The sequence below is a fragment of the Nonomuraea sp. NPDC059023 genome (assembly GCF_042740095.1).
Classification (GTDB): domain Bacteria; phylum Actinomycetota; class Actinomycetes; order Streptosporangiales; family Streptosporangiaceae; genus Nonomuraea.
On record NZ_JBHYIO010000007.1, the window covers coordinates 14,050 to 39,026 of the forward strand.

A 24,977-nucleotide genomic window follows, 5' to 3' on the forward strand; every position below is an offset into this window, starting at 1 on the left:
TCCGCCGCCGGGCCTTAGAGCAGGGCCGGCCGATGACGCCGTTGGATCAGTCAGGTGAGAAAGAAGGGTCGTCCGCCGCTGTGCGGACGACGGGGGGCAGCACGCACGCCAGGGGGGCGCGCTGTGCCAGGAGCCGCGGGTCGAACACCGACCTCGCGACGTCCCCCATGCTCGGCCCGAAGGGGCCACTGCCACCGCCATTGGGGGCCAGCCCATTGGCGCCCAGGTTTTTGGACGCGGTGGATGGATCGGGCATGCCCGGGGTCGACTGGCTGGTCAGCCCGTCGACCTTCAGGCCTGCCATCGCCTCGGCATTGTCCGTGACCGAGACGGCGTCGCCCGCCGTGGGGAAATCGCCCGAGACGGGCCCGGCGGCGACCGTGGATTGAGAGGTGCCGGCCGCCGCGGGAGCGGCGGTGAGCATCCCGAAGAGAAGAGCGAGCAGCCAGCCGGCGGCCACCAGGGCCCCAACCGCGACCGCTCGGGCGATGACCTGACCGGCGCCGGCCGCGAACCGCGCCATCCGGTCCTGCCGATCAGTGATCGCGCCCTCCGTGGGAACGGCCACGCGCACACGCCGCGCAACGAGGGACATCGCCCTCAGCTGCTGCACCGGCGTGCGTGCCACGTGACCTCCCAAAGCTCCAGAACCGACCTCACCAGGTGAGGCCGGTCCATGGACTCACCCCTCAACGGTCCGTAACCGTAGCAGCACCCAACGTTGTCGCAAGGGCTTTTCAGCAGAGATCCAGGAAGAGGTCAAGAACCCACACCCCAAACCAACCTGTACCCGCTGATTGGGCATGCTTTTCTCTTGCCGGCGGGGCTTCCCGAAGCTCTTCGGCGGGGTGGCGCGGAAACCAGGTATGACGCACCCCCCAGAGTTTGCTAACCTTTCTCTCGCCGACGCGGGATGACGGTCCCGCGTGCAGGCACCAAGTCCGGGTGGCGGAATAGGCAGACGCGCTAGCTTGAGGTGCTAGTGCCCTTTGCGGGGCATGGGGGTTCAAGTCCCCCCTCGGACACACTCGATTCGCCTATGTGGTCCTGGTCGGCTCTGGAGCTGACCAGGACTTTTTGTTTGCCGGGGGTAGTAGCCCAGGCTGTCGTACAGGCGTGCCTTGCGGGCCGGGTCCGCGACCCTGCGCGCATCACCACACCTGCGGATACAGGCGCCCAGCCCGTCCTCACCCATCAGCCTGCTCATAGGGCGGGCTGACGCATCTCGCAGCAGCTTGGCCGACCCCGAAAGGAAGCGGTAAGAAGCCGGTAATGGGCCTGCACGAGGGTTTCCTCATCGCCAAGAAAACACCGAAGGGATGAAGACGATGAGGAAGCTGATCGAGTCGACGTTCATCACGCTGGACGGGGTCATCGACGGCCTGGACGTCTGGAGCATGGGCTACATCGACGAGGACTACATCGCCTACAACGGCGACCTGCTCTTCGGGGCGAGCGCGCTGCTGCTGGGCCGGGAGACGTTCGAGGGATTCGCGGGCTACTGGCCGACGGCCGAGGATGGCGGCGACTACGCCGACACCATCAACAAGCTGCCCAAGCACGTCGCCTCCAGGACACTGACCGAGGCCGGCTGGAACGCCACCGTCATCGAGGGAGACGTCGCGGAGGCGGTGGCGCGACTGAAGAAGGAGGACGGCGGGCACCTGCTGAAGTTCGGCACCGGCGAACTGGACCGGGCCTTGTTCGGCCTGGTGGACGAGTACCACTTCTGGGTGCACCCGGTCATCGCCGGCAGCGGCCAGCGGGTGCTCGACGGCATCGACACCACACACCTGGAGTACGTACGCAGCACGCCGCTGCCCTCCGGCGTGATCGTGCACGTGTACGCCCCCAAGCAGCCGAAGTAGCGGCGCCGGGTGGCCTCCCGCTGGCTCGCCATACAGCGTCGAGCTGGTGTCTCCTACATCATCCACCGGACCCTGGCCTCGATCAGGAGCGAGAGGAGCGGTGCACGCGGATCGCCGACCCGCTGAGTCTGTAGATGAGCGCACCAAGCAGGACCGGTGGACGGCTATCGTTTCTCGGCCGAGCCGCTCGATTAGATCGCCTACGTGTTCGGGTTCCTCGCCCGCTGGGCCAGGGCCGGGGTCTTTCAGCCGATCCGGGATGAGTTGCGCCGTATCCTGCGTGTCCGCGCATGCCGGTGCCCCCTGTCACCGGCATCATCGATTCGCAGTCGGTGCACGCTGCGGCCAGCCCACTAGAGATGGGTCTTCGCGCCAGTAGACGACCACCAGACTGTGTGACGACGTTACCCGGCCCGATGGTGACCCTGCCCTGATCCGGCTCCTGTACCGGGTCCGCGATCTTCCGGTCGGCCCCGTTCAACGGGGCCCTGGGTCACGGCGATCCGGTATGGGGCCGCCGTCTCTCCGGTATGTCGGCGTCAGCGTGGTGGCTTCGGGCAGATGTTGTTCGCCTGTGCCGAGGCGCTGTCGCCATCGGCGTCCGTCACAGTGAACATGGCGAAGGTTGCGCCTCTGCGGCTGCATGTCCCATCGGCCTGGCTCCAGCGGTTGGCCTCGTCGGTCTCGATGCCGAGCGGGAGGTTGGACTTCCAGGTGACCGTGAAGGGTGGGCGACCGCCGATCCATCTGGCCGTGCAGTGGAACTCTCCGTCGTTGGGCGTGTAGCTGACACACCTGAAGCTCTTGATACCCACCGAGACGTTCGCCTGTGCCGCGGTGGCAGTGGATGCGGCGAGGCCGGCACTGAGGATCACCGCCGCCGCGGCGCTCGCGACGAGGGTGGCTCGGCGGCGTGCCGCCGAGCCGAGCCACCTGCGGCGCGGTCGTGCCGCTTGGCCGTCCGATGCCGGGATCAGGCGCTGGCGCCGGGTCGAGAGTCGGGGGATGAGATTCACCGTTGTCCTCCAATGAGCGTGACAGTTGTCACCTCGTATTCGTGCTGCGCGAGTGGCTGGATGTGCCCTGTCAAGCCGACGCGGACTTCCGACACAGTTGACCTGACCCTGCTGGGCATGGCTGCGTCGGCATCGATGGCCGCCGCCAGGCGCTCCTCGAACGCGGCACGCGCCCACCAGCGAGCACAAACGCTCACCGAACGCCTCAGCAAGGCCGGCGTCGCATTGCCGGACTCCGAACTCGCCGGCGCTGCACCCGACTGGTTCGGCTGCACATAGGCCACGGTTATCGCGACGAGTGGCCGTCATCCTCCGACCACGCGACCCATCTGACCGCCCCGGTCAGAATGCGGCGCGGTCGCCGGGGTGTGGTGGACTGGAGCACGCCCAAGAGCCGCGGCCGCCGCAAGGCCACCAGCAGCAAACCGGTCCGTCGTTCGCCCCTCCCGCCGCGCCGATCCGACCTGCTGCTGCGTGATGCCCGGCAGCTCACCGGCCTCGCCGACCCGCTGATGGCCGAAACCCTGGGACAGCAGCTGGCTCGGCCAGGCGTGGGTGAGCGCGAGGCCGAGCATCTGTTGTGCATGGAGGTGACCGGCCGGGCATCCACCACACCCTCACCGCACGGCTTGGCCGCGATCGCCGCGCTGGCGCGGGTCGCGCCCGCCACCGACCTCACCATGCTGGCCGAGACGATCGACATCTTGGAAGAGACCCAGCCGCCGCCGCCCTGGCACACCGCCGCATCCGCGGACACGGAGGCCATCCTCGATGCCGCCCAGCGCACAGCCCTTCCTGACGTTCTGCGCAAGTGGTTGGCCTATGCCCTCGATCAGCGCGACGCCCACCTTCCCGAGTTCGCCCAGGCGTTCGATGACGACACCTCCTGGGGTCCCGCCAAGCAGATCGCCGCCGCTCTCACTGATCAGGGCGTCGACCTCACCGACCGGCAAGCCGTGGACGACGCCATCCGCGCGCTCAACGCCGAACGACTCGCGCGCCGCCTGCTCCCCTGATCAGTTGGAGGCACCGCTGACCAAGGTGCGTACCGGGCAAGAGTGCCGCGCGGACGACGTTCTGGAAGGCCCATTGGGAGCGCGCCCCCACGCAGTAGCTTGGGTTCCGCGACAGAGAGAAGGGGGACCCCGTGCCCGGCATGGCTCGTGACCGACTGGCCGAGTTACTGGATGCGTCGGCGGCGCCGGCCGCGTCCAGCGTCTATCGGAAGCTTGCGAAGTCCGAGATGTCGGTGGTGGTAGATGGGATCGGCCGGCTGCGGTTTCCCCTTCCTGATGAGCAGGCCGTCCAGTTGCGCGGGCTCGGCCGTCGCGCGCGGTTCGGGCGCGGCGAGCAGACGCTGACCGACCCGGAGGTCCGCGACAGCTGGGAGATTCCCAAGGAGCTGGTGCGCGTCGAGTGGACGGACGCGTTCGTGACCGTCCTCGATGACATGCGCCAAGAGCTGGGGTTGCCGCCGCACTGCGGGCTCACGCCGGAGTTGCACTCCATGCTCCTGTACGAGACCGGGCAGTTCTTTGTCGCACACCAGGACTCCGAGAAGGACGACGCCATGGTCGCGACCTTGGTGGTGACGTTGCCGTCCGCGCACACCGGTGGCGAGCTCGTCGTCGAGCATCAGGGCCAGACCAGGAAATACCGGGGGCTGAAGACCGCGCTTTCGCTGGTGGCCCTCTACGCCGACTGCCGGCACCAGGTTCTTCCCGTCAAGACGGGCAACCGCGTCACCCTGACCTACAACCTGCTCTTGACGGGCAACAGCCAGGACGCGGCGGCCGGGCATCCGCTGGTCAGTGATCTCGCGGCCTGCCTTCGCACGCACTTCACCACCCCGGTCGTCCTGCCGTACAGCCATCGCAGGGGCGATCCGCCGACGCGGCTGGCGTACCTTCTCGACCATGAGTACACCGCCCGCGGGCTGAGCTGGTCCCGGTTGAAGGGCTCCGACGCCTCGCGGGCCGCCCTGGTGCGGGCCGCGGCGGAGCAGGCGGGTTGCGAGATCACCCTGGCTCTGGCAGAAATCCAGGAGACCTGGGACGCCTACGATCCCGATGAGGACGAGGATGCGTGGTATGGCGATGACGAGGACGAAGAACCCGACGAGGAGGACTCGGGCAGCGCGGACGACAGGCAGTACGTTCTTCAGGATCTGATCGAGACCTTGACCACGCTCGCTCACTGGATCAGCCCGGAAACAGGGCTGCTCGTGGACATCTCACTGGATCTCAGCGATGCCGAGGTGGCCTCGACGACCCCGACTGCCGACAGGACGCCCTACTCCTCGGAGTACGAGGGCTACATGGGTAACTACGGCAACACCTTGGACCGGTGGTACCGGCGAGCCGCGCTAGTCATTTGGCCACGAAACCAGGGCTTCGCCAGCCGTGCCGAGGCGTCTCCGGGATGGGCGCTGGACGAACTCACCGCGATGGCCCGCGCCGGGAAGATCGCGGAAGCCCATGAGGCGGCGCGTTCGCTGGAGTCCTTCTGGCACGCCGCAGGCCGTTACACCGACCAGACCGAACTTCTCCGCCAAGCGCTGGAAGCAGCCAGGGAACTGGATGACGCGCAGATCGCCGCCATGCTGCTGCGGCCGTTCGCGCTGGAGCGGCTGACTCCCGGACACGGCCTGGCGTTCGCCCGCCTGGCGGCGCACTACGGCGACACCTGGACCGACGCTCTGCTGCACGACTGGTCCGCGAGCTGGCGGCCCGGCTCCTACGGCCTCGCCCAGGCGCCGCTGGACTGGTTTGAGAATCTCCCACGGCTGTGTACTGCGCTTTCGGCCGAGGGGAGCGCGTCCGTCACAGCCACCCGTCGTATCGTCGATCTTTCGTGGACGATGATCGCGGGCCAGGTCGGTCCGGCGCTCGACGGCCCCCTCACCTCCCGGCACAGCGCCTGGCTGACCTCTTTGGGGGCGTCATGCGCCGGGATCATCGCCGCCGCGGCCCACCTGGGATCGACTGGCGTACTGCAGGACGCCCACAGGCTCGCGCGGACGGCCGGTGATCGAGCGCACGTGCTGACGATGGCCACGCTGCGCGCCGCGACGCACCAGGCGGGCTTCGGCGACCTGGCCGTCATCTGTGCTGAACGGCTCCGCACATGGTTGGCGCAACCCCAGCGTGTGCCAGGCGACTGGTCGATCGAGCTGCCCACCGGATGCGCGTGCGAGCTGTGCGAAGTACTCGGCACGTTCCTCCGGCATCCTGAACGGCGCGCTCTCGACTGGCCGCTCGCCAAGGACAAGCGCAGGCATGTCCACGCTCGAATAGATGACGCGGAGTTGCCCGTCCGTCATGAGACCAGACGCCAGGGCCGGCCGTACACCCTGGTTCTGACCAAGACAGAAGCCCTCTTCGAACGGGAGCGTCTCGCCCGCGAGCGTCACGAAGCGGACCTGGCTTGGCTCACCGACTCCTGGAAAGCCTCCACCTGAGCCACCACCGACATCGTCACGCCACGTGAATGTGGTGTACGGGAATGAGGATGGCGACCTGCACCCGGCGAAGGCGGCGTTGTCGGCCAGAGCGGGTGGGGGTGCTCTGGCCGACAGTGCCGCTGCCGGCTTTCGGTGGAAGGTCTTGTTACTTGGTGGGCTCGGTCTGCTCGTCACTGAAGACCACCTTGACGAGTTGCTGCTTCACCTTCTCGAATGCCCCGGACAGGGCGACCATGTCGAGTTCGGCTTCGCCGGTGGTCACCGAGGCGGTCATGGTCTTGCTGCCGTCCGGGGTGCTGTACATGATCGCGGCCCAGCCCCAGAAGCCGCCGTTGTGGTGCAGGAGGGCGACGCCGTCCTCGGTGGTCTCCACGAACACCCCCAGGCCGTAGCCGATCGTGGGGTCGGGCTTGCGCATCTCGGCCAGGAGCGGGGCGGGCAGGAGCTTGCCGGAGTTCAGGGCGGAGAAGAAGGTGTGGAGGTCCTTGGTGGTCGAGATCATGTCACCGGCGGCGGAGATCCAGGAGGGGTTGAAGCTGGTGGTGTCGGCGGTCTTCCACTCTTCGCCGTCCTGGTAGCGGTAGTAGCCGTGGGCGTGCGGCTCGGGGATGTCCGGGGAGGACTCCGGGAGCACTGTGCCTGACAGGGCGAGTGGGCGCAGGATCCGTGCCGCCATCTCGTCCGCGAACGTGCCGCCGGTGATCTTCTCGACCAGGAGGCGGGCCAGCACGTAGTTGGTGTTGGAGTAGCTCCAGGCGGTTCCCGGCTCGAACCGGGCCGGCTTGGACAGCGCCAGCCGTACCAGCTCCTCAGGCTTGTAGGTGTGGAACTGGTTGTCTTCCACCCATTCCTTGCCGAGTCCGGGGATTCCCGGCGCGAAGGTGCCGTCCTCGTAGTACTCGCCGGTGAAGTTGAACACGCCGCTGGTGTGCTGCAGCAGCATCCGGACCGTGATTCGCCGGTCCAGCCCGTATTCGGGCAGGTGGTCGTCTACTGGGGTGTCCAGTTCGATCCGGCCTTCGGCCACCAATTGCAGAACCAGGGTCGCGGTGAAGGTCTTGGTGGTGCTGCCGATCCGGAACAGTCCGTCCGTCGCCGGCTTGGCGGTCTGGCCGAGTTCGCGCACGCCGGCGCTGCCGACCCATTCTCCCTGCTCGTCGTTCACTCGCAGCTGCACTCCGGCGGCCAGGCCGGCGTCGACGAACTCCTGGATGGCCTTCTGCAGTTCGGGGCGGGTGTCGTGGGTGGTGGTCATGGTGGTGCTCCTTTCGAATCTGTTGTGTCAGGTCAGGCGGCGTCGAGGGCTTCGGTGATCTTGCGGATCATGTCGGCGACGGTGGGGCTGGGCTGGGCCTGGTGGGTACGGGCGGCCGCCTCGATGGCGACGATCACGGTGTCGCGGTAGTTGCCGGCCTCGGCCGGGTCCTGCTGCTTGAGCAGGGCGACGGCTGCCGTCAGGGCGGGCAGCACCCGGTCGGCCAGTTCGGCGACCGTCTTGCCGGTCACGTTGATGTCTTTGCTCTTCGCGGCTAGGACGTGCCCGATCAGGCCGGTCGCGGAGGACAGGGCGATGGAGCCCTGGGTGGCGGCCTTGTGGGGCGAGCCGGCGACGTCGGCGGCGGCGATCAGCGAGACAGCGCCGTAGGCGGCGGTGCGCAGGGTGGCCTTGTCCTGGTCGGTGAGGGTGACAGACATGATGGTGTGCTCCTTCGGATCTGTTGGGCTTTGCGGTCTTGCGGTGCTTCAAAGCATCGCCAAGTGCCCTGATACCGGGTGGTCGCCGTCCTGACGCGGCCGCTGACACGACATGGCGGGCTCTTCGCCGAGGAGGTCTCAGGAGCCGAGAATCACCCCCCGTGTGGCGCCAGGAGGGCCTTGGGTGGGTGTTCGTGCTGGTCAGGTGGCTATTTGGGGCTTAGCGGGGTGATTTGGTGATCGTCTTTCGGGGGAAAACCGGGTGACATTTCATGTCTCTTCCCGGAATGTTGAGCGGGGGCGATGAGTTTTGTCGGTGGTGCCGGTCAGTCTTTGCATGACCACAACTTCTTGTGAGACCCAAGGCTGGGATGCCGGCCGTGACCACGTCATTACCGACAATCAAGATCGAGGTTCCGTGTCCAGTCCACAGCTCGACTCACCCGCCAAGCCCACGACCGGCGTCGTCGCAGGTCGTACCCCGGCCGTGATCCGGCTGCTGGTGCTCGCCACGTTCGTGGTCATCCTCAATGAGACGATCATGATCAATGCGATCCCGCAGCTCATGGAGGCTCTGCACATCACTGAGCAGACCGCCCAATGGCTCTCGACCGCCTTTATGTTGACCATGGCCGCGGTTATCCCGATCACCGGATGGTTCCTGCAGCGCGTGTCCACGCGCAGTGCGTACACCACGGCGATGGGTTTGTTCCTTCTCGGCACGGCGTTGGCCGCCGCAGCGCCGACGTTCGAGGTGCTGCTGGGTGCCCGGATCGTCCAGGCGTCCGGCACCGCGGTGATGATGCCGCTGCTCATGACCACGCTGATGCAGGTCGTGCCCGCTTCTGACCGGGGCCGGGTGATGGGGAATCTTTCCCTCGCCATCTCGGTCGCGCCTGCCATGGGGCCGGCGGTGTCGGGTCTGATTCTTCAGTTCGGGAACTGGCGGATGCTGTTCATCGTCGTGCTTCCCATCGCGGCGCTGATCACGTGGGGCGGGCTGAAGCAGCTCAAGAACGTCGGGGAGCCGAAGTTCAGCACGATCGACTGGCTGAGCGTGGTGACCGCCGCCGCCGGGTTCGGCGGGTTCGTCTACGGCCTCAGCCGGTTCGAGGGCGGCTCCCCGGGGACGGCCGCCGCGATCGTGGGCGTCGGGCTGCTCCTGATCGGGGCCTTCGTTCTTCGTCAGATGTCGCTGCAGAAGCGCGGGACGCCGCTGATGGACCTGCGTACGCTGCGCCACCGCACGTACACCGTCGCGCTGATTCTGATGTCGGTCGCCTTCATGTCGATGCTCGGCTCGATGATCCTGCTGCCGCTGTATCTGCAGACCATCCGCGGGCTCAGCCCTCTGGAGACCGGGCTTCTGGTGATGCCTGGTGGTCTCGCCATGGGGTTGCTCGGTCCGACCGTCGGGCGGCTGTTCGACAAGTTCGGTGGGCGGGTGCTGGTCATTCCTGGCTCTATCGGGATCATGCTGGCGCTGGTCGGGTTCACCCAGGTCACCATGACCATGCCGTTCTGGCAGATTCTCGGGCTGCACGCTCTGCTCATGGTGAGCCTGGCGGCTCTGTTCACTCCGGTGTTCACCCTCGGACTCGGCGCGGTTCCCTCGCATCTGTACTCCCACGGCAGTTCGATCCTGAGCACGCTGCAGCAGGTCTCCGCGGCCATCGGCACCGCGCTCGTGATCACCGTGATGAGCGCGCGGGCCGATTCGCTGAAGGCCGGAGGAATCGCGGAGAACGTCGCCCTTCTCGACGGCATGCGACTGGCCTTCATCATCGGCGCGGTGCTGTCCGTGGCCGTGGTCATCGCCGCCCTGATCCTTCCCGCCCGGTCGGACAACCCCGTCGAGCACTGACGGCAACTCCGGTGAGGGTCCGCCTGTGGCTGGCGGGCCCTCACTCGCGTCTCAAGGCTTATGTCGTACGCGTCCGTAGTCGGCCAGGGCGTGGAAGGCGGATTTGGGGTCCCATGGGAGTTCTGGGTAGGCGGCGCCGGTACGGCCGTGCTCCAGGATCTTGACGATTCCGAAGGCGGCGGTGTCGAGGTCGCGCTCCGGGTCATCGGAGTGAGGCAGGTGCCGGTTGGCGAAGGTGTTGACGAACGCCGCGTCCACCCCCGCCTCCTCGTAAAGGGTGAGAAGTTCCAGCACGTATCGCGTCTGCTCGTCCTCGTCTCTGATGACCTGGGTGTGCAGGCGGGGGCGGGCGTGAGCGTCGTACTCGACGATGGAGTCGCCGCGGCCGCCCAGCGCGGCGGCTCCCCGGTGGGTGGCGCAGCCGAACTCGGTGACGGCGAACGGCTTGCCCTGCGCGACCTGCGCCCGCAGGCCCTCCAGCCAGCCGGGGGGCGTGGTCGCGTCGCGGTATCCGGCGTCGGTGGCGATGATGTCGAACGGTGTCCAGTCGACCCCTTCAAAGAGGAGTGAGGCGTAGCCGACCTGGCCGCCGAAACGTTCGCGCACGCCGGCCACGGCCTCCTTGAAGAAGGCGTTGATGGCGCTGTGCAGGGCGGGCAGGGCGGCGCGCATGCGCTCGGGGTCGGTGAACAGGCCCAGGCGCTCCTCCAGAGTGTCTCCGGGCAGGAAGCCGCTGGTGAACAGGCTGATCTCGGAGCCGGTGAGCAGGACGACTCGCGCTCCTGCCCGGCGCAGGCATTCGGCTCGCTCGGCCGCGTCCAGCAGGAACGCCAGCAGTTCGTCCTGGGTCAGGCCGTTGGTGAACGGCGAGTACCAGATCTCCAGGCCCGCTTCCGCGGCGTGCCGGGCTGCGGTTTCCAGGCGGTCCTGGACGCCTCCGGTGATGCGTACGGCGTCGCAGCCCAGGTCGTCGTGGATGATCCGCATCTCCCGGCGGACGGTGCCGGGGTCGAAGGGCTCGTGGGTGGTGGATCCGGCGGAGGTGAAGCCGGTGTCGTAGGTGATTCCGTAGGCGCGCATCAGAAGTCCATCTCCCCGCCGCTCGGAGTGGCTGGGTTCTTCTCCGGCTTCTCGGCGATGACGGCCTCGGTGGTCAGGAACAGCGCCGCGATGGAGGCGGCGTTCTGCAGCGCCGAGCGGGTGACCTTGGCCGGGTCGAGGATGCCCGCGTCGAACATGTTGACGTACTCGCCGGTCGCCGCGTTCAGGCCCTCACCGGGGGTGAGGTTGCGCACGCGCTCGACCACGACGCCGCCTTCGAGACCGGCGTTGACCGCGATCTGCTTCAGCGGCTCCTCCAGCGCCTTCTTCACGATCGCCGCGCCGGTCGCCTCATCGCCCGACAGCTCCAGCTTGTCGAACGCCTTGGTACCGGCCTGCAGCAGCGCCACACCACCGCCGGGCACGATGCCCTCCTCGACGGCCGCCTTCGCGTTACGCACGGCGTCCTCGATCCGGTGCTTGCGCTCCTTCAGCTCGACCTCGGTCGCCGCACCGGCCTTGATGACCGCCACGCCACCGGCCAGCTTGGCCAGCCGCTCCTGCAGCTTCTCCCGGTCGTAGTCGGAGTCGGTACGGTCGATCTCCGCCCGAATCTCGTTGACCCGCCCGGCGATCTGGTCGGCGTCACCGGCGCCGTCCACGATCGTGGTCTCGTCCTTGGTCACCACGACCTTACGAGCCCGGCCCAGCAGGTCGAGAGTGGCGGACTCCAGCTTGAGGCCGACCTCCTCGGCGATGACCTGGCCACCGGTCAGGGTGGCGATGTCACCGAGCATGGCCTTGCGCCGGTCACCGAAACCCGGAGCCTTGACGGCCACCGAGCGGAAGATCCCCTTCATCTTGTTGACGATCAGGGTGGCGAGGGCTTCGCCGTCGACCTCCTCGGCGATGACCAGCAGCGGGCCACCGGCTCGGACGACCTTGTCGAGCAGGGGCAGCACCTCTCTGTTGGCGGAGACCTTGCCACTCACCAGGAGGACATACGGGTCGTCCAGGACCGCTTCTAGCCGGTCGGAGTCGGTGATGAAGAGCGGGGCGAGATACCCCTTGTCGAAGCGCATGCCCTCGGTGAGCTCGAGCTCCAGGCCGAAGGTGTTGCTCTCCTCGACCGTGATGACACCTTCCTTGCCGACCTTGTCCATCGCCTCAGCGATGAGCGCGCCGATCTCGGTGTCCGCGGCCGAAATGGAAGCCGTCGAAGCGATCTGCTCCTTCGTCTCCACATCCTTGGCCAGCTTGGACAGCTCCTCGCTGACCCGCTCGACCGCCGCCTCGATACCCTTCTTCAACGCCATCGGGTTCGCACCCGCGGCCACGTTACGCAGACCCTCACGCACCAGCGCCTGGGCGAGCACGGTGGCCGTCGTCGTGCCGTCACCCGCGACGTCATCCGTCTTCTTGGCCACTTCCTTGACCAGCTCAGCGCCGATCTTCTCCCACGGATCCTCGAGCTCGATCTCCTTGGCGATGGAGACACCGTCGTTCGTGATCGTGGGAGCGCCCCACTTCTTCTCCAGCACGACATTGCGCCCCTTGGGACCAAGGGTCACCTTCACGGCGTCAGCGAGCTGGTTCATGCCGCGCTCGAGACCGCGCCGGGCGTCCTCGTCGAACGCGATCATTTTTGACGTCATTCCGCACTCCTGACCTGTCTGTGGGGGACGGCTCCCGCGACCGCGCCGTCCCGGCTCGCTGGCACTCTACATAGAATTTGCGTGCCACGCACATGATGCGCGACGCGCAATCTCGCGGTATCGTATCGGCATGACCGACGAGATCGCAGACCTACGGACACGCAACAGCCAGGCCACCAGGGAGGCGATCGGCCATGCGGCGCTGCGCCTGGCCATCGAGCAGGGGCCCAACGGGCTGGCCCTGGTGCGTGTCCACGACATCGCCGCGGCCGCCGGGGTGTCGCCCCGCACGTACAACAACTATTTCTCCAGCAGAGGCGAGGCGATCTGCGCCTTCCAGGCCGACCAGTCCAAACGTGCGGGCAAGGCCCTGCGCGCCCGCCCGGCCGGCGAGTCGCTGACCGAGGCCATCACCGCCGCCGTGATCGAGCTCTACACCGATCCCGAGCCCGACCGGGCCGGGCTGAGCATGATCATGCTGACACCCGAGCTGGAAGGTGAGGCGCTCAAGGCGTTCACCATGGCCGAGGGCCCGCTCGCCGACGCGATCGCGGACCGCACCGACGACGACGGCGACCTTTTTCCCGCCGTTACGGCTGCCGCCGTCGCGGGCGCGGTCCGGGTCGCGGGGCGGCGGTGGCTGGAACCGGGCACCAACGAACCCTTCGCCGCCATCCTCCGCCGCGCGCTGTCCCACGTCCTGCCCGGCTAGACCCCCGCCGTTGACCCTGCTCACGGAGGGAGAGCTGTCCGACGCTACGCACCTGGCGATCGAGTACCGGTATCCGCTGGCGTTGGCCTGGTTGTGTGAGCGGTTCGCCGCCTGACCGCCTTTGTTCTCGGCCGCGATCGTCTGCCAGCGGTGCTTGCGTGCCGATCGGGGCTCGCTTGTCGGTTGGGCTCGCTTGTCGGTTGGGCTCGCGTGTCAGTCGGGCTCGCGTGCCGGACGGGCTCGCGTGCCGGACGGGGGGTTCACCTGCCGGGCGGGCTCGTGTGCCGGGCGGGCTCGCCTCTCGGTTGCGCTCACCTGTCGGTTGGGCTCGCGTTCGGTTGGGCTTGCCAGCGCGGGTGCCTTCGGGTCAAGGGCATGAGTGAGGGGTACGGCGAAGCCGCTTAGTGGGCCTGCGGCGACGGCGACCGGCTGGAAGCCAAGGCTGGGGGCTGGGGGCTGGGGGCTGGGGGCTGGGGGCTGGGGGCATTGTGGGCGGGGTGGGTCGAGTCGGTTGGTTGGGGGGTGGTGCAGGGAGGAGTTGCCGTTGGGCAGGGGCTCTGGGGCGGGTAGCTGCTGGGATGTGGGGAATCCCGGGTGCGCGAGGGCGGCCGAGCCCCTACGGTGTCGTGGGTATGGGGGAAAGCATGATCTTAAGTCGAGTGGTCCGCGTCGCCGTACTCACGGCTCTGGCTGTTCCGGTTACGGCGGTCGTCATGAGTCCGCAGGCGGCGGCTGAACGGCGTGAACAGTCACAGGCCGGGTCTCTTCGGATGCTCGGGCAGCTGAAGGTTGCCAAGGCGTTGTCCGGCCGGGGCTACAGTCATCGGCGGTTCCAGCCTCGGTGGGCGCATCACCGGGGGACCTGTGACGCGCGCGAAGTCGTGCTGGCGCGTGATGGGCGGGGTGTGCGGAGGAACAAGTACTGCCATCCGGTCAAGGGGACCTGGTACAGCCCTTATGACGGCAAGGTGCTCAAGAGCGAGAAGCTGGTGGACGTCGACCATGTGGTGCCGCTGGCGTACGCGTGGCGGTCGGGGGCCAAGCGGTGGAGTCAGGCCAAGCGGCGGGCGTTCGCCAATGACCTGACGCGGCCTGAGCTCAAGGTCGTCAGCCACTCGATCAACATCGCCAAGGGCGGCAAGGGGCCGCAGAGCTGGCGGCCGCCGCGCCGGGGCTACTGGTGCCGCTATGCCACCTCCTGGATCTCGGTGAAGCATCATTACCGCCTCTTCGTCACCAAGCGGGAGAAGAAGGCGCTGATCAACATGCTCCGTACCTGCCGCTGACGGTCACTGGGGGCCCACGTGCGCGCGGAAACGTTCGTGGGCCGCCTGCTTCGTGATGCCCATGGCCTCGCCGACGTCGGCCCAGGAGGCACCGGCCGCCTTCGCCCCGGCCACGGCCTGGTCGAGCAACGTACGCTGCCAGCTCTCCACCTGGGCCAGCAGGGTGAGGGCGGCCAGCGGGCGGTCGGCGGCGAGGTTGACGATCTGCTCGCACAGCAGGTTCGACTTGACGACCAGCCAACTGGGTGGGGCTGCGGCCAGGAGAGGGGCGACATGCGTGTACCAGCGGCCCTCCGCGTCCTTGGCGCCTTCCGGGGTGGGCGGGAAGCGGCGGCGGTCGGCCCATCCGCAGGAGCAGGCGGCTTGGTAGCCGATGAAGGCTCGGGTGAACGCACTGGAGGAACGGGCCAGCTCGCCGTCGGGGAGGACGGGCGCGGCGAACCCCTCGTGGTCGGGGATGTCGGAAAGCTTCATCGTCATGCCCGTCAAGATACCCTGACGCTTAGCTTGCCGTCTTGCCGTCAGGACATCTTGACCTCCAGCGGGCGTTCAACGTGGGCTGCAGGCAGATCTGCCGGCCGACCCCGAATCGGCGCCCGCTTACGGCGCCCCATGACGGCGGGCGCGTTACGGCTGTCCGGCGGCTGACCGGCCAGGTCGGTCGGTCAGTCCAGCGCAGGACGGCCGGCCGCGAGCGCGAGCCTGGCCAGCAGCATGCGCAGCCGCACGCCGCCGATCTCGACCGGCGCCGTGTCCCCGTCAAACGCCTGAACAGCACCAAGCAGGACAACCCGCACGTGCGTAGCTTGCCACGAGCGCCCTAAGCGGCGTGACAGCGGCGTGAGAGCGCCGTATCAGCGGGCCACGCGATCGTCACCGTCATGGAACTCACCAAGAACCACCGCTACGCCGGCGTCCTCCAGTTGCTGTACGCCCTGGCCTTCCTGATCGCCCCTGTCGCCGGCCTCGTCTACGGCGCCGACGTGCAGGCGGCGGCCGAGGCCGAAGTGATCAGGCGCCGTCGGTCCTGGCGGAGAACAACGTGCACTTCGACGAGGGCGGTTACGCGCTGCTCGTGCCCGTCGGCACCGCGGCCGTCGTCGCGGTCCTGGGCGCGCTCAACCTGGCGGGCAGGCGCGCGGGCCGGATCCTCACCCTGATCGCGCAGCCCCTCTTCCTCGTGATGGACGTCCTCGTCATCCTCAGCCAGCTGTCGAAGGTGGAGTACCTCCAGAACATCCTTGGCGCCGGCGCGGATGCGCGGGCGGTCGTGGACGCGGCCTCGGACGCCTACCCGGACTGGGTGTTCGTCCTGACCGAGGGCCGCATGTTCTTCACCCCGGTGGCCGCGCCGGCCGTGATCGTGCTGCTTCTCCTGCCGTCGACCCGCGCCTACTTCCGCAGGTGAGCCACGCGGCGGACCACCACGTCGCCGTGCGTGGTCGAGGCATGGATCTCGATGTTCTCCGCGACCGACTCGGGCGCCAGCTCCTCCTCCAGCAGGTCGCGGACGGCGCCGTAGGTGGAGCCGAGGCTCAGCAGGGCGGCGCTGCCCTCCCTGACGCCCACGTCGACCGCCCCCGAGCCGGTGGTGAGCGTGACGAGGCCGCGGACCACCTCGCCGATCCTGATGTCGCCGTGCGCGGTCACCACCTCGACGTCGGCGTGGGCCCGCTCGACCACGATCCGCCCGTTGGCGGCGCGGACGCGCAGGCCGCCGGTGACCTCGCCGAGGCACAGGTCGCCGCTGGGCATCTTGATCACGGCCGGACCCTCGACCGCGGCGACGCACACGTGGCCCGATCCCGACTCCAGGTGGAGTCCGGCGGTCTGGTCGAGCTGGATCTCCCCGTGAGTGGTGCGGATCCTGGTCTCCCCGAGCCGGCCGTGGCTGCGTACCCCGCCGGTGGACAGGTCGATCTCCATGCCGGAGCCTTCGGGGAGCCGGATCTCCACCTCGACCGCGCCGGTGCGGCGCCCCCACAGGCGCGGGGTGCGCACCTTCAGACGGCCGCCGGAGTACTCCACCTCGGTCAGACCGGCCGCGGTCGCGTCGTCGTCGTCGGCCGGGTCGAGCGGGTTCACCCTGACCCACGTGTCGGCGCGGCGCTCCGCCACGAGCCGAACATCTCCCGCCGCGAGGTCGACCGCGGCTTGGATGGGTTCCGGGGTGTCGAAGGAATTCACACCGTGCACCCTAAGCGAACAGTGTACTCGTTGGCAATCACGCTGTGCACTACAATGACCGCGACCAGGGAGAGAGCATGCAAGAACAGAGCCCGTCGGTGTGGACGCGCCAGCCCAAGAAGCCGCCCGCGCTCACCCGCGAGCTGATCGTCGCCACCGCGATCCGCGTCCTGGACGCCGAGGGGCTGGAGGCGCTGAGCATGCGGCGCCTCGGCGCGGAGCTGGGCACCGCCGCCACCGCCTTCTACCGCCACGTGGCCAGCAAGGACGAGCTGATCGAGCTGGTCGTCGACCAGATCTACGCCGAGATCGAGATCCCCGAGAGCGGCGACCCGGCCGACTGGCGCACCCCCACGCTCGCCTGCGCCCACAGCCTGCGCGCGGCGATCCTGCGCCACCCCTGGTCCGCGCAGCTCTTCGGCGCGGCCGGCCTGTCGTACCTCGGACCGAACACCATGGAAACGAACGATCGCATGATCGGCATCCTCGAGACCGCCGGTTTCCCGCTGGAGGCGGCCAACCGGGCGCTGAGCACCGTCGCGTCCTACGTCACCGGTGTCACCATGGCCGAGGCGGCGGCGTTGTCGCTGATGTCCCGCAACGGCATGAGCCAGGAGGATTGGGTGGCGCTCATGTGGCCGGTCGCCGAGCGGGCCGCCCAGCCGTACCCGCGGCTGCGTCGCCTCTACGCCGCCCAGCACGCCACCGACGTCAGCGTCGACGCCGCGCGCGAGGACCAGTTCTCCTTCGGCCTGCGTCACATTCTCGACAGCCTGGAGTCCGAGCGCACTACCGGATGATGCATGGCACCATTATGGTGTCTGTATGACACCATGAAGGGAGGTCGTCATGCCCCTGTCCGAGGCCGAGCGCGACCAGGCCGTCCAGAGGCTCCAGCACGCCTACGCGGAGGGCCATCTCGACTCCGCCGAGATGGAAGTGCGCCTGGAGCAGGCCCTCACCGCCCGCTCCCCCAGCACGCTGGCCACGGCACTGGCCGAGCTGCCCGACGAGCGGGTTGAGCTGATCTCCACGGGGGGCCGGATCCGCCGCTCGGGCGCGTGGCGCGTCCCCCGCTCACTGCGGATCATCGGCGAGTACGGCGGCGCCAACCTCGACCTGTCCGCCGCCGACATCCGCCACGCGGCCATCGAGATCGACATCCAGCTGGCCTACGGCTCGGTCCTCCTCACCCTGCCGAAGCGGGCGAGCGTCGACTACGACCGGGTACGCCTCACCTGGGGCAGCGCCACCCACCGCCCACCCCGCAACCCGGGCCCGAGCACCCTGCACGTCCAGGTGAGCGGCGAGCTAGGCTACGGCCGCCTCAAGATCCGCCACCGCTGAGGCCGCCTCATCCGGCTTCTCCGGTGCCACGGGCGCGCTGCCCGCGAACGGCCAGGACCATGTCCACGATCGTGGCCACGATCACCACCCCGGCCGCGGCGGCCAGCAGCGGGATGCCCAGCAGCAGGCCCGCCACGCCCAGCACGACGGCGAAGATCAGGATGAACGAACCCACCCTGATGTGCACCACGTCACGCGGGGTGGCACTCGCCATCGGCTTGCCCTCGGGCGAACGTTCGGGCGGACGGTAGTCCTCGTTGTGCGTCATGGTCATCAGCTCGCAATCGCGCTCATCAGGTCCCCCACCGGGGCGTCCGGCAGGGCGCGGGCGACGTCGGCCAGGGCGACGATGCCGACCAGGCGGTGGCCGTCGAGGACGGGCAGCCGCCGGACCCTGTACGCGGCCATCGTGCGCAGGATCTCCCTGGCGTCGTCGTCGGCGCCGATCGTGACCGGCCTGCCCCTGGCCAACTCGCCCGTACGGCAGGAGTCCGGGTCCTTGCCGATCGCCAGGACCTTGACCACGATGTCCCGGTCGGTCAGCATCCCCCGGAGCCGCTCGTCCGACCCGCAGACCGGCAGTGAGCCGACGTCGAGACTGGCCATCTTCTCCGCGGCCTCGGACACGCTGGCGTCGGCGGCGATGCACTCCGCGCCGGGCGTCATGATCTCTCGTGCGGTCGGCATGTCCCTCCTAGGACGGATCCGGTAAGCGCCTCACCTACCCCCGCGCTAGCTCTCCACACCGGTCGCCGCATGCCCGGCGCCGAGGGGCTTGGACTCGGGCGAGCCACGTTGGCGCAGGTAGACCGCGAGCACGATCATCGAAAGCACGGCCAGAAACTCCGACTGCCAGTTCTGCAGGGTGCGGTTCCAGAAGTCCGCGGACAGCACGTAGCCACTCCAGCCGACCGGGTCCTGCAACTGGGAAAGGCGCTGGTTGTTGTACGCCGCCGTCCCGGCGACCGACTGCGCGAACCAGGAGGCGGCGAAGACCAGCCCCATCACCCAGCCGAGCGAGTTGGAGTACAGACCGCGGCGCAACCCGCCGGCCTTGGCCCAGGCGGGGCTGTCCGGCCGGGCGAAGGGCCCGATCCGCTGTTCCCGGTCGCTCTGTCCGCCTTCCTCCCCCGGCGGCTTCGACTCCGGCGAACCACGCTGAACCAGCCAGACCGTGACCATGATGAACAACAGGAACTGCAGGTACTCCGACTGCCAGTTCTCCGCCACGTCCACGGCGAAGTCACTGCTCGTGACGTAGTCCGCCCACGTGACCGGCAGCCCGCCCTCGGTCAGCTGCCTGGCGTTGTAGTCGGCGGTCCCGGCGAACGACTGTCCCACCAGCGCGGCGGCGAAGGCCAGCAGGAAGAACAGGCTCAGCGCGTTGTCCCTGACGAAGCCCCTCATCGGCCCAGCACCCCCAGCGCGATCATGTAGGCCAGGCCCACGACGACGATGGCGAGCGTCGTGACGAACATGATCCGCATGCGCTCACCCCTCGATCTCGCACCGGTACGGCAGGCCGGGCCGAGGCTCGCACCCAGCGGCCCTGACCCGCCACCCGTCGGCGAACCGGTGCAGGAAGACGGTGTCGGCGGCCAGCCGTACCTGGGCCTCGTCGCCGTAGACGCGCGGGCCGCCCAGCGGCGCTCCCCCGCGCAGGTCCAGGTCGAGAACGGCCCGCGGACAGGTGTCGCCGCCCTTCTTCAACCCCTCCTCGGCCCGCGGCGAGAGCAGGGCGCAGGCCCGCGTGCCGTCCCCGGCGGCGACGGCGGCGTAGAAGCCGTCCGCGGCCGCGGTCACCTCGCCGCCCCGCTGCGAAGAACAGGCCGTGATCACCAGTGCCACCAGCAGCAACAGCAATCTGCTCATGACAGACGGCTACCCACGGTCGCGCTGATTAACGGAGCGCCCGCCAGCCCAGGTAGGCGGCGGCAGCGGCGCCGAGTGCGAGCGCGCCGCGGTGGCGGGAGAGCCAGACCTGCAGGCTGCGGGGATGGCTGCGCTCGTCGAAGCGGCCGTGCGCCCCGTAGGACTGCTCGTCGTCGGCGGGTTTCCACAGGTTGTGGACACCGCTGGGCGCCTCGCCGGCGATCTGCTGCGCGTCGACTCCGGCACGGGCCAGGTAGCGGTCCAGGGCTCCGGCGGCGAACTTCTGCGCCAGGATCGTGGCCGCCGTGGTGGCGCCGACCCAGTACTCGCGGCGGCGCGGGTGCTCGGCGGCGTAGACCATGGCTCGGGCGGCGACCTCGGGCTGGTAGATCGGCGGCACCGGCTGCGGGTGGCGGCCCAGCCTGGCCAGCACCCAGTCGAACTGCGGGGTGTTGAGCGCGGGCAACTGCACCATCGTGACCTGGATGTCGCTCTTCTCGTGCAGCAGCTCGGTGCGGACGGACTCGGTGAAGCCCTTGATGGCGTGTTTGGCGCCGCAGTAGGCGGACTGCAGGGGGATGGCCCGGTAGGTGAGCGCCGATCCGGCCTGGACGATGACGCCGTGGCCGCGGGGGCGCATGAGGTCGAGTGCCACGCGGGTGCCCCAGACGTAGCCGAGGTAGGTGACGCTGGTGGCGCGCTCGTACTCCTCGGGCTGGATGTCCCAGAACTTGGCGAACACCGAGGAGAAGGCGACGTTCATCCACACGTCGATCGGGCCGAGGTCGGCCTCGATCCGCTGGGCGGCCTGCCGTACCTGGTGATAGTCGGCGACGTCGGCCTCGTAGACGAGGCCCTCGCCGCCCGCGACGCCGACCTCCACCGACGCCTCGGCCAGGCCCGCCGTGCCGCGCGCGATCAGCGCCACGGTGGCGCCGCGCGTGCCCAGCTCCCGCACCACGGCGCGGCCGACGCCGCCGCTGGCGCCGGTCACCACGGCCACCTTTCCTCGCAGATCCATGGAAACCTCCTGAAGAGACAGGCCAAGGGCAGGCCGCGAGGGCGGCCTGCCCTTGGGTTTCGCGCATTACAGAGGACCGGGACCGTACGGGGGGAACTTCCCGTAGTAGGTGCCTATCTGGTCCCGGTAGACGGACTCCTTGTAGTTCGAGTCGTCGAACTCGGGAGCGTCCTTGATTTCCTGCTTGGTACGGGAGACGTGGACTCTCTTCTCCTGCGGATCCACCCTGGTGACGACGCTGGCCGGAAGCATGACCTTCTTGCCGAAGATCCACGGGCCGGTGTCGACGACGATGTAGCTCTCGCCGACCTCGTAAGTCGCCTCGTCGACCGAACCGATCTTGCCGTCGGTCGCCTCGACGGTGTATCCGGCGAGATCCATGGTGCCGCCGGTTCCGTATACGTCGTGGTGGAAGGCCCACAGGTTCGGGTCAGGCTGCATGACTGCTCCTTTCCTTTGGTTGCGGACGCACATCCGGCTACCCGGCGGCAGGCGGTTAAACGGGGAGCGTCACGGTCCGGGGCTCGGGGAGGGACTCGAAGACGAGGACGTGCCGGTTCCAGACGACGGTCAGACCAGGCAGTTCGCGGCGCGGGTCGGCGACCGTGAGCGTGGCGGTGCCGTCGCCTTTCTCCCTGACGAGGACCGCGCAGGGGGCGGAGGCGGTCAGCGGGCCGGCGGTGCCGGGCTGCCAGAAGTTGGCCGCGGTCAGGCCCAGCCCCGGCACGTGTACGGCCTGCTGCCCGCTCGTGTTGGCCAACACGTGCAGCCAGGTCGATGCGGCGGCACGGGCCCGCGTCCCGGCCTCGGAGGCGCCGGGCAGCAGGGCGTAGGCGTAAGCGGCGTCCGCGGGGTCGGTGCCGTGGTCCAGCCAGAGCGTCACGTACCGCTCGTCGCGCCCGATCTTCGGCTGCGCGCCGTCCAGGACGACGTAGCCGGCGTGGCCGTCCAGGTGGAACCAGCCCGCCCGGCGGTCCACGGCCAGGTCGGCGCCGGTCCTGCGGTTGTCCACGACGGTCTCGACGGGTACGCCGTCGCTGCAGGCGATCCCGGCGCCCAGGCAGACCACGGCGTCGTCGAGGAAGAACCACGACTTGAACGCCTCGAGTGAGCTTTCGAGGCCGGACAGGTGGTGGCCGACGGTGGCGTACGTGCCGTCGGTGGCGCCGCCGACCCAGCGCCACGGGGTGAGGGTCTCGCCCCACGCGGTCCCGGCGCCGTCGGGCAGGCGGCGGGTGGAGACCGTGGTGCCGGGCAGCCGGTAGGGGTCGACGCTCTGCCAGAAGCCGTCGGCGTACTGGGCGGGGTGCTCCGGGGTCCACCAGTAGAGCATTCCGGCGCCGGTGTGCCAGCCGCGCAGGTTCTCGCCGTTGCCGTGCTCGTAGTGGCCGATCCGGTGCGAGCTCATGCTGAGCGCAGCGCACCAGCCGGGCGCCCGGTGGACGGCGCGGGCGCTCATCGGCATCAGCACGTGGCCCGTCGGCTCGGAACGCGCCGCGACCTGGTCGTCGTCGAGCAGTCCCCAGCCCTTGACCATGCCGCGCCAGCGGGCCCGCTCGGCGGCGCCGGCCGTCTCGCCGAGCAGCAGCACGGCCTCGGCGATCTCGCGGGCCCTGCGCCGCGCGCCGTCGGGGTGCCTGCCGACGCTCCGGCCCCGGACGAGGTCCATGCACAGGCCCTGGTGGATGAAGGGGGCGAAGGAGCGCTCGACGCTGTCGTGGACGATCTGCCGGTCGGCGACCTCCCAGGGGGTGCCGCGCAGCACGGCGAAAAGCCTGGCCAGGCCGGACAGCAGCACCGCGCCGTAGCCGCCCTGGTAGGGGACCCAGGAGTGCTGGATGAAGGAGCCGTCGCGGTAGAAGCCATCGCCTTCCGTGACATAGCGCAGGACCGGCGCGAGCCCGGCGACCGCTCTGGCCGCCCGTTCGCGGTCGGAGTGGTCGCCGCCGAGGACGGCGCGCAGCAGCAGCACCGTGCACAGGTCCACGCGGTTGGCGCCGGTGCTGGTGCCGTCGTAGTCGTCGAGCACGCTCTCCGGCACGAAGTGGTCGACCGCTTCCAGCAGCAACGTGCCCCGATAGCCGGTACGCATCGCGCTGTCGAGAAGCCGCTTGGGCACGCCGATCTGCCAGCGCCACCAGTTGCCTTCGGGATCGGTGCCGGGCGCGTAGGCCCGCCGGACATATCCGTCGATGTCGTGGACCACCGGGCCCGTAGCCAGCTCCCGCCAACGCCGCCTGACCAGCTCGAACGGGTCCTCGGCCGGGAGCAGTGCGGCGGCCCCCAGCAGGAGCATCGCGCGTCTGGACAGCACCGGCTACTCCGGGAAGGTCGCGGTCACGACCCAGCGCTCGCCGTCCCGGCCGTATGCGAGGGCGCCGCCGTACTCGTGAAGATCGGCGGCCAGGCTGCGCAGGCCGTAACCGCCGCTTCCGGCCCGCCGGGCGCGCACGGGGGTGCTGACGATCGTCAGCACCCGCCCCTCGACCAGGTACTCCACCCGCGCGCCCGGCCCGCCGTGCCGCAGCGCGTTGGTCGCCGCCTCCCCGGCCAGCCGGTGGAAGAGGTCCGCGAGCGGCGGCGCGAGATCCATCGACGGTACGGCGGGCACGTCCAGCCCCGCCGCCCGCAACCGGCTGAGATGGGCGGAAAGCTCGGCCCCCGAGGCGTCCCGCCGGTCGAGATCGGCGATGGCGTCGCGGACCTCGTCCAGCGCCCTGCGCCCCGCCGACAGCACCCGATCCACCCGCTCACGTTCGGGCGGCGCGAAGGCGGCCGTGTGCCGCAGCGCCTCGGTCTGGACGAGCATGACCGTGACGGTCCCGGCCAGCGTGTCGTGCAGCCGCCTGGCCAGCCGTTCGCGCTCGGCCGACTCCGCGCGCAGCCGCGCGTGCTCGGCGGCGGTGGCCGCCAGCGCGGCCCGCTCACGGGCGTGCTGGCCGCGCTCGACCCCGGTCACCCACACGACGGTGAACGACACGAGGCTGATCAGCCCGCCCTCGACCGGCCCGCGCAGGGTGGCGTCCGAGATCGACAACGCCAGCGCCGCCGCGGCGCACAGCCAGATCCGCACGCTCCTGCTGCCGCTCCCCGCGGCGGCGTGCAGCGCGAGCATGGCGGGAAGGTAGCCCACCACCCGCCACATCCCGAGCCGCAGGTGCACGAGCGTGGCCAGCGCGACCACGACGAGCACGAGCGCGGGGTACCCGCGCCGCCAGGCCAGCGGAAGAATCTGCGCCAGCCCGAGCGGCGCCGAGACGGCCACGCCGCTGATCACGAAGAGCCCGGTCAGGAGGCCGGCGAGCGAGAGTTCCAGCCAGAGCCGGGCATCTCGTAACATCGGCCGCGTGATCAGGCTCGTCATCGTCGATGACCAGGCGCTCGTCCGGGAGGGCATGTCCCTCATTCTCGGGGCACAACCTGACATCGAGGTGGTCGCCGCGGTGGAAGACGGGCCGGAACTTCTCGCCTTCCTCTCGGCCGGCGAGGTGGACGTGATTCTGCTGGACCTGTACCTGCCGGGCATCGACGGCATCACGCTGCTGCGCGAGCACCTGCCCAGACCGCGGCCGCGCGTGCTCATGCTGACCACGGTCGGCAGGGCCGCGGAGATCCAGCGCGCCCTGGCCGCCGGGGCGGACGGCTTCGTGCTCAAGGACGCCACCGGCGAGGAACTGGCCGCGGCGGTCAGGGGCGCGCACGCCGGCGTCACGACGCTGAGCGCCTCGGCCGGCCGGCTGCTGGCCCGCGCCCGGCCGCCCGGCCTGGAGGCGCTCACCGCCAGGGAACGGGAGGTCCTGGACCTGGTCGCCGAGGGCCTGTCGAACCAGGACATCGCCCGCACGCTGGGCCTGGCGGAGCGCACGGTCAAGGCGCACGTCAGCAACGTGCTGGCCAAGCTGGGCGTCACCAGCCGCACCCAGGCCGCGCGGCTCGTACCAAGGGACTAG

27 protein-coding genes and 1 tRNA gene are annotated in these 24,977 nt (G+C 69.3%); 11 read left to right on the forward strand and 17 right to left on the reverse strand.

Annotated features, from left to right (window positions below):
- Nucleotides 1–46 precede the first annotated feature (46 nt).
- Entirely contained in the window at nucleotides 47–628 is a 582-nt protein-coding gene (locus ACFWYW_RS13900) for a hypothetical protein (protein WP_379626960.1), read from the reverse strand.
- 311 nt (nucleotides 629–939) lie between these two features.
- Here ACFWYW_RS13900 and ACFWYW_RS13905 point away from each other — a divergent pair.
- A tRNA-Leu gene (locus ACFWYW_RS13905) sits at nucleotides 940–1,025 on the forward strand.
- Nucleotides 1,026–1,328: 303 nt separating this feature from the next.
- The gene (locus tag ACFWYW_RS13910) at nucleotides 1,329–1,868 is read left to right on the forward strand and encodes a dihydrofolate reductase family protein (protein WP_379626958.1); all 540 of its coding nucleotides are present in this window, start codon (nucleotides 1,329–1,331) and stop codon (nucleotides 1,866–1,868) included.
- 539 nt (nucleotides 1,869–2,407) lie between these two features.
- On the opposite strand, the gene ACFWYW_RS13915 is transcribed toward ACFWYW_RS13910, so the two are convergent.
- Complete coding sequence (locus ACFWYW_RS13915; RefSeq protein ID WP_379626956.1) at nucleotides 2,408–2,884, reverse strand: hypothetical protein; 477 nt, start codon at nucleotides 2,882–2,884, stop codon at nucleotides 2,408–2,410.
- Nucleotides 2,885–3,255: 371 nt separating this feature from the next.
- On the opposite strand from ACFWYW_RS13915, the gene ACFWYW_RS13920 reads away from it, so the two are divergent.
- A complete protein-coding gene (locus tag ACFWYW_RS13920; protein WP_379626954.1) occupies nucleotides 3,256–3,900 on the forward strand; it encodes a hypothetical protein in 645 nt (214 codons plus the stop codon).
- A gap of 140 nt (nucleotides 3,901–4,040) precedes the next feature.
- The gene (locus ACFWYW_RS13925; RefSeq protein ID WP_379626986.1) at nucleotides 4,041–6,344 is read left to right on the forward strand and encodes a 2OG-Fe(II) oxygenase; all 2,304 of its coding nucleotides are present in this window, start codon (nucleotides 4,041–4,043) and stop codon (nucleotides 6,342–6,344) included.
- A gap of 148 nt (nucleotides 6,345–6,492) precedes the next feature.
- On the opposite strand, the gene ACFWYW_RS13930 is transcribed toward ACFWYW_RS13925, so the two are convergent.
- Together ACFWYW_RS13930 and ACFWYW_RS13935 are read right to left on the reverse strand one after the other, a co-directional pair.
- Nucleotides 6,493–7,602 carry a serine hydrolase domain-containing protein gene (locus ACFWYW_RS13930; RefSeq protein ID WP_379626952.1) on the reverse strand — a complete coding sequence of 370 codons (1,110 nt, stop codon included), beginning with the start codon at nucleotides 7,600–7,602 and terminating at the stop codon, nucleotides 6,493–6,495.
- 32 nt (nucleotides 7,603–7,634) lie between these two features.
- Nucleotides 7,635–8,042, reverse strand: a complete 408-nt coding sequence (locus ACFWYW_RS13935) for a hypothetical protein (RefSeq protein ID WP_379626950.1) — start codon at nucleotides 8,040–8,042, stop codon at nucleotides 7,635–7,637.
- A 316-nt stretch (nucleotides 8,043–8,358) separates the two neighbouring features.
- Between ACFWYW_RS13935 and ACFWYW_RS13940 the strand changes: the two genes are divergently transcribed.
- The gene (locus tag ACFWYW_RS13940) at nucleotides 8,359–9,906 is read left to right on the forward strand and encodes an MDR family MFS transporter (RefSeq protein ID WP_379626984.1); all 1,548 of its coding nucleotides are present in this window, start codon (nucleotides 8,359–8,361) and stop codon (nucleotides 9,904–9,906) included.
- 51 nt (nucleotides 9,907–9,957) lie between these two features.
- Here the strand turns inward: ACFWYW_RS13940 and ACFWYW_RS13945 are convergent, their stop codons facing one another.
- Both ACFWYW_RS13945 and groL read right to left on the reverse strand, forming a co-directional pair.
- Nucleotides 9,958–10,986 (reverse strand): hypothetical protein, encoded by a 1,029-nt coding sequence (locus ACFWYW_RS13945; protein ID WP_379626948.1) that lies wholly within the window; start codon nucleotides 10,984–10,986, stop codon nucleotides 9,958–9,960.
- Nucleotides 10,986–12,602: a chaperonin GroEL gene (gene groL, locus ACFWYW_RS13950; protein ID WP_379640980.1), complete on the reverse strand. Its 1,617-nt coding sequence runs from the start codon at nucleotides 12,600–12,602 to the stop codon at nucleotides 10,986–10,988. The genes ACFWYW_RS13945 and groL overlap by 1 nt, the downstream gene beginning before the upstream one ends.
- A gap of 130 nt (nucleotides 12,603–12,732) precedes the next feature.
- On the opposite strand from groL, the gene ACFWYW_RS13955 reads away from it, so the two are divergent.
- The gene (locus ACFWYW_RS13955) at nucleotides 12,733–13,314 is read left to right on the forward strand and encodes a TetR/AcrR family transcriptional regulator (protein WP_379613249.1); all 582 of its coding nucleotides are present in this window, start codon (nucleotides 12,733–12,735) and stop codon (nucleotides 13,312–13,314) included.
- A 905-nt stretch (nucleotides 13,315–14,219) separates the two neighbouring features.
- Nucleotides 14,220–14,600, forward strand: a complete 381-nt coding sequence (locus ACFWYW_RS13960) for an HNH endonuclease family protein (RefSeq protein ID WP_379613248.1) — start codon at nucleotides 14,220–14,222, stop codon at nucleotides 14,598–14,600.
- 3 nt (nucleotides 14,601–14,603) lie between these two features.
- On the opposite strand, the gene ACFWYW_RS13965 is transcribed toward ACFWYW_RS13960, so the two are convergent.
- Nucleotides 14,604–15,080 carry a hypothetical protein gene (locus ACFWYW_RS13965; RefSeq protein ID WP_379613247.1) on the reverse strand — a complete coding sequence of 159 codons (477 nt, stop codon included), beginning with the start codon at nucleotides 15,078–15,080 and terminating at the stop codon, nucleotides 14,604–14,606.
- Between the two features lie 185 nt (nucleotides 15,081–15,265).
- Nucleotides 15,266–15,397, reverse strand: a complete 132-nt coding sequence (locus ACFWYW_RS13970) for a hypothetical protein (protein ID WP_379613246.1) — start codon at nucleotides 15,395–15,397, stop codon at nucleotides 15,266–15,268.
- Nucleotides 15,398–15,642: 245 nt separating this feature from the next.
- On the opposite strand from ACFWYW_RS13970, the gene ACFWYW_RS13975 reads away from it, so the two are divergent.
- The gene (locus tag ACFWYW_RS13975) at nucleotides 15,643–16,008 is read left to right on the forward strand and encodes a hypothetical protein (RefSeq protein ID WP_379613245.1); all 366 of its coding nucleotides are present in this window, start codon (nucleotides 15,643–15,645) and stop codon (nucleotides 16,006–16,008) included.
- On the opposite strand, the gene ACFWYW_RS13980 is transcribed toward ACFWYW_RS13975, so the two are convergent.
- Nucleotides 15,993–16,787: a DUF4097 domain-containing protein gene (locus tag ACFWYW_RS13980; RefSeq protein ID WP_379613244.1), complete on the reverse strand. Its 795-nt coding sequence runs from the start codon at nucleotides 16,785–16,787 to the stop codon at nucleotides 15,993–15,995. The genes ACFWYW_RS13975 and ACFWYW_RS13980 overlap by 16 nt on opposite strands.
- 77 nt (nucleotides 16,788–16,864) lie before the next feature.
- On the opposite strand from ACFWYW_RS13980, the gene ACFWYW_RS13985 reads away from it, so the two are divergent.
- Both ACFWYW_RS13985 and ACFWYW_RS13990 read left to right on the forward strand, forming a co-directional pair.
- The gene (locus tag ACFWYW_RS13985; RefSeq protein ID WP_379613243.1) at nucleotides 16,865–17,587 is read left to right on the forward strand and encodes a TetR/AcrR family transcriptional regulator; all 723 of its coding nucleotides are present in this window, start codon (nucleotides 16,865–16,867) and stop codon (nucleotides 17,585–17,587) included.
- Between the two features lie 49 nt (nucleotides 17,588–17,636).
- On the forward strand, nucleotides 17,637–18,134 hold the full coding sequence (locus ACFWYW_RS13990; protein ID WP_379613242.1) for a DUF1707 domain-containing protein: 498 nt from the start codon (nucleotides 17,637–17,639) through the stop codon (nucleotides 18,132–18,134).
- 7 nt (nucleotides 18,135–18,141) lie between these two features.
- On the opposite strand, the gene ACFWYW_RS13995 is transcribed toward ACFWYW_RS13990, so the two are convergent.
- The 8 genes from ACFWYW_RS13995 to ACFWYW_RS14030 form a co-directional block, all read right to left on the reverse strand.
- Entirely contained in the window at nucleotides 18,142–18,402 is a 261-nt protein-coding gene (locus ACFWYW_RS13995; protein WP_379613241.1) for a hypothetical protein, read from the reverse strand.
- Nucleotides 18,403–18,407: 5 nt separating this feature from the next.
- Nucleotides 18,408–18,821 (reverse strand): CBS domain-containing protein, encoded by a 414-nt coding sequence (locus tag ACFWYW_RS14000; protein ID WP_379613240.1) that lies wholly within the window; start codon nucleotides 18,819–18,821, stop codon nucleotides 18,408–18,410.
- A gap of 45 nt (nucleotides 18,822–18,866) precedes the next feature.
- Nucleotides 18,867–19,541, reverse strand: a complete 675-nt coding sequence (locus ACFWYW_RS14005) for a DUF6766 family protein (RefSeq protein WP_379613239.1) — start codon at nucleotides 19,539–19,541, stop codon at nucleotides 18,867–18,869.
- Between the two features lie 84 nt (nucleotides 19,542–19,625).
- Nucleotides 19,626–20,006, reverse strand: coding sequence for a hypothetical protein (locus ACFWYW_RS14010; RefSeq protein WP_379613238.1), 381 nt, complete (start codon nucleotides 20,004–20,006; stop codon nucleotides 19,626–19,628).
- 28 nt (nucleotides 20,007–20,034) lie between these two features.
- On the reverse strand, nucleotides 20,035–21,027 hold the full coding sequence (locus tag ACFWYW_RS14015) for an SDR family oxidoreductase (protein WP_379613237.1): 993 nt from the start codon (nucleotides 21,025–21,027) through the stop codon (nucleotides 20,035–20,037).
- A gap of 66 nt (nucleotides 21,028–21,093) precedes the next feature.
- A complete protein-coding gene (locus tag ACFWYW_RS14020) occupies nucleotides 21,094–21,468 on the reverse strand; it encodes a PRC-barrel domain-containing protein (RefSeq protein WP_379613236.1) in 375 nt (124 codons plus the stop codon).
- A gap of 55 nt (nucleotides 21,469–21,523) precedes the next feature.
- A complete protein-coding gene (locus ACFWYW_RS14025) occupies nucleotides 21,524–23,341 on the reverse strand; it encodes a polysaccharide lyase 8 family protein (RefSeq protein ID WP_379613235.1) in 1,818 nt (605 codons plus the stop codon).
- Between the two features lie 3 nt (nucleotides 23,342–23,344).
- Nucleotides 23,345–24,367 (reverse strand): sensor histidine kinase, encoded by a 1,023-nt coding sequence (locus tag ACFWYW_RS14030; protein ID WP_379613234.1) that lies wholly within the window; start codon nucleotides 24,365–24,367, stop codon nucleotides 23,345–23,347.
- Nucleotides 24,368–24,374: 7 nt separating this feature from the next.
- Here ACFWYW_RS14030 and ACFWYW_RS14035 point away from each other — a divergent pair, with 7 nt between their 5' ends.
- Nucleotides 24,375–24,977 carry a response regulator gene (locus ACFWYW_RS14035; RefSeq protein ID WP_379613233.1) on the forward strand — a complete coding sequence of 201 codons (603 nt, stop codon included), beginning with the start codon at nucleotides 24,375–24,377 and terminating at the stop codon, nucleotides 24,975–24,977.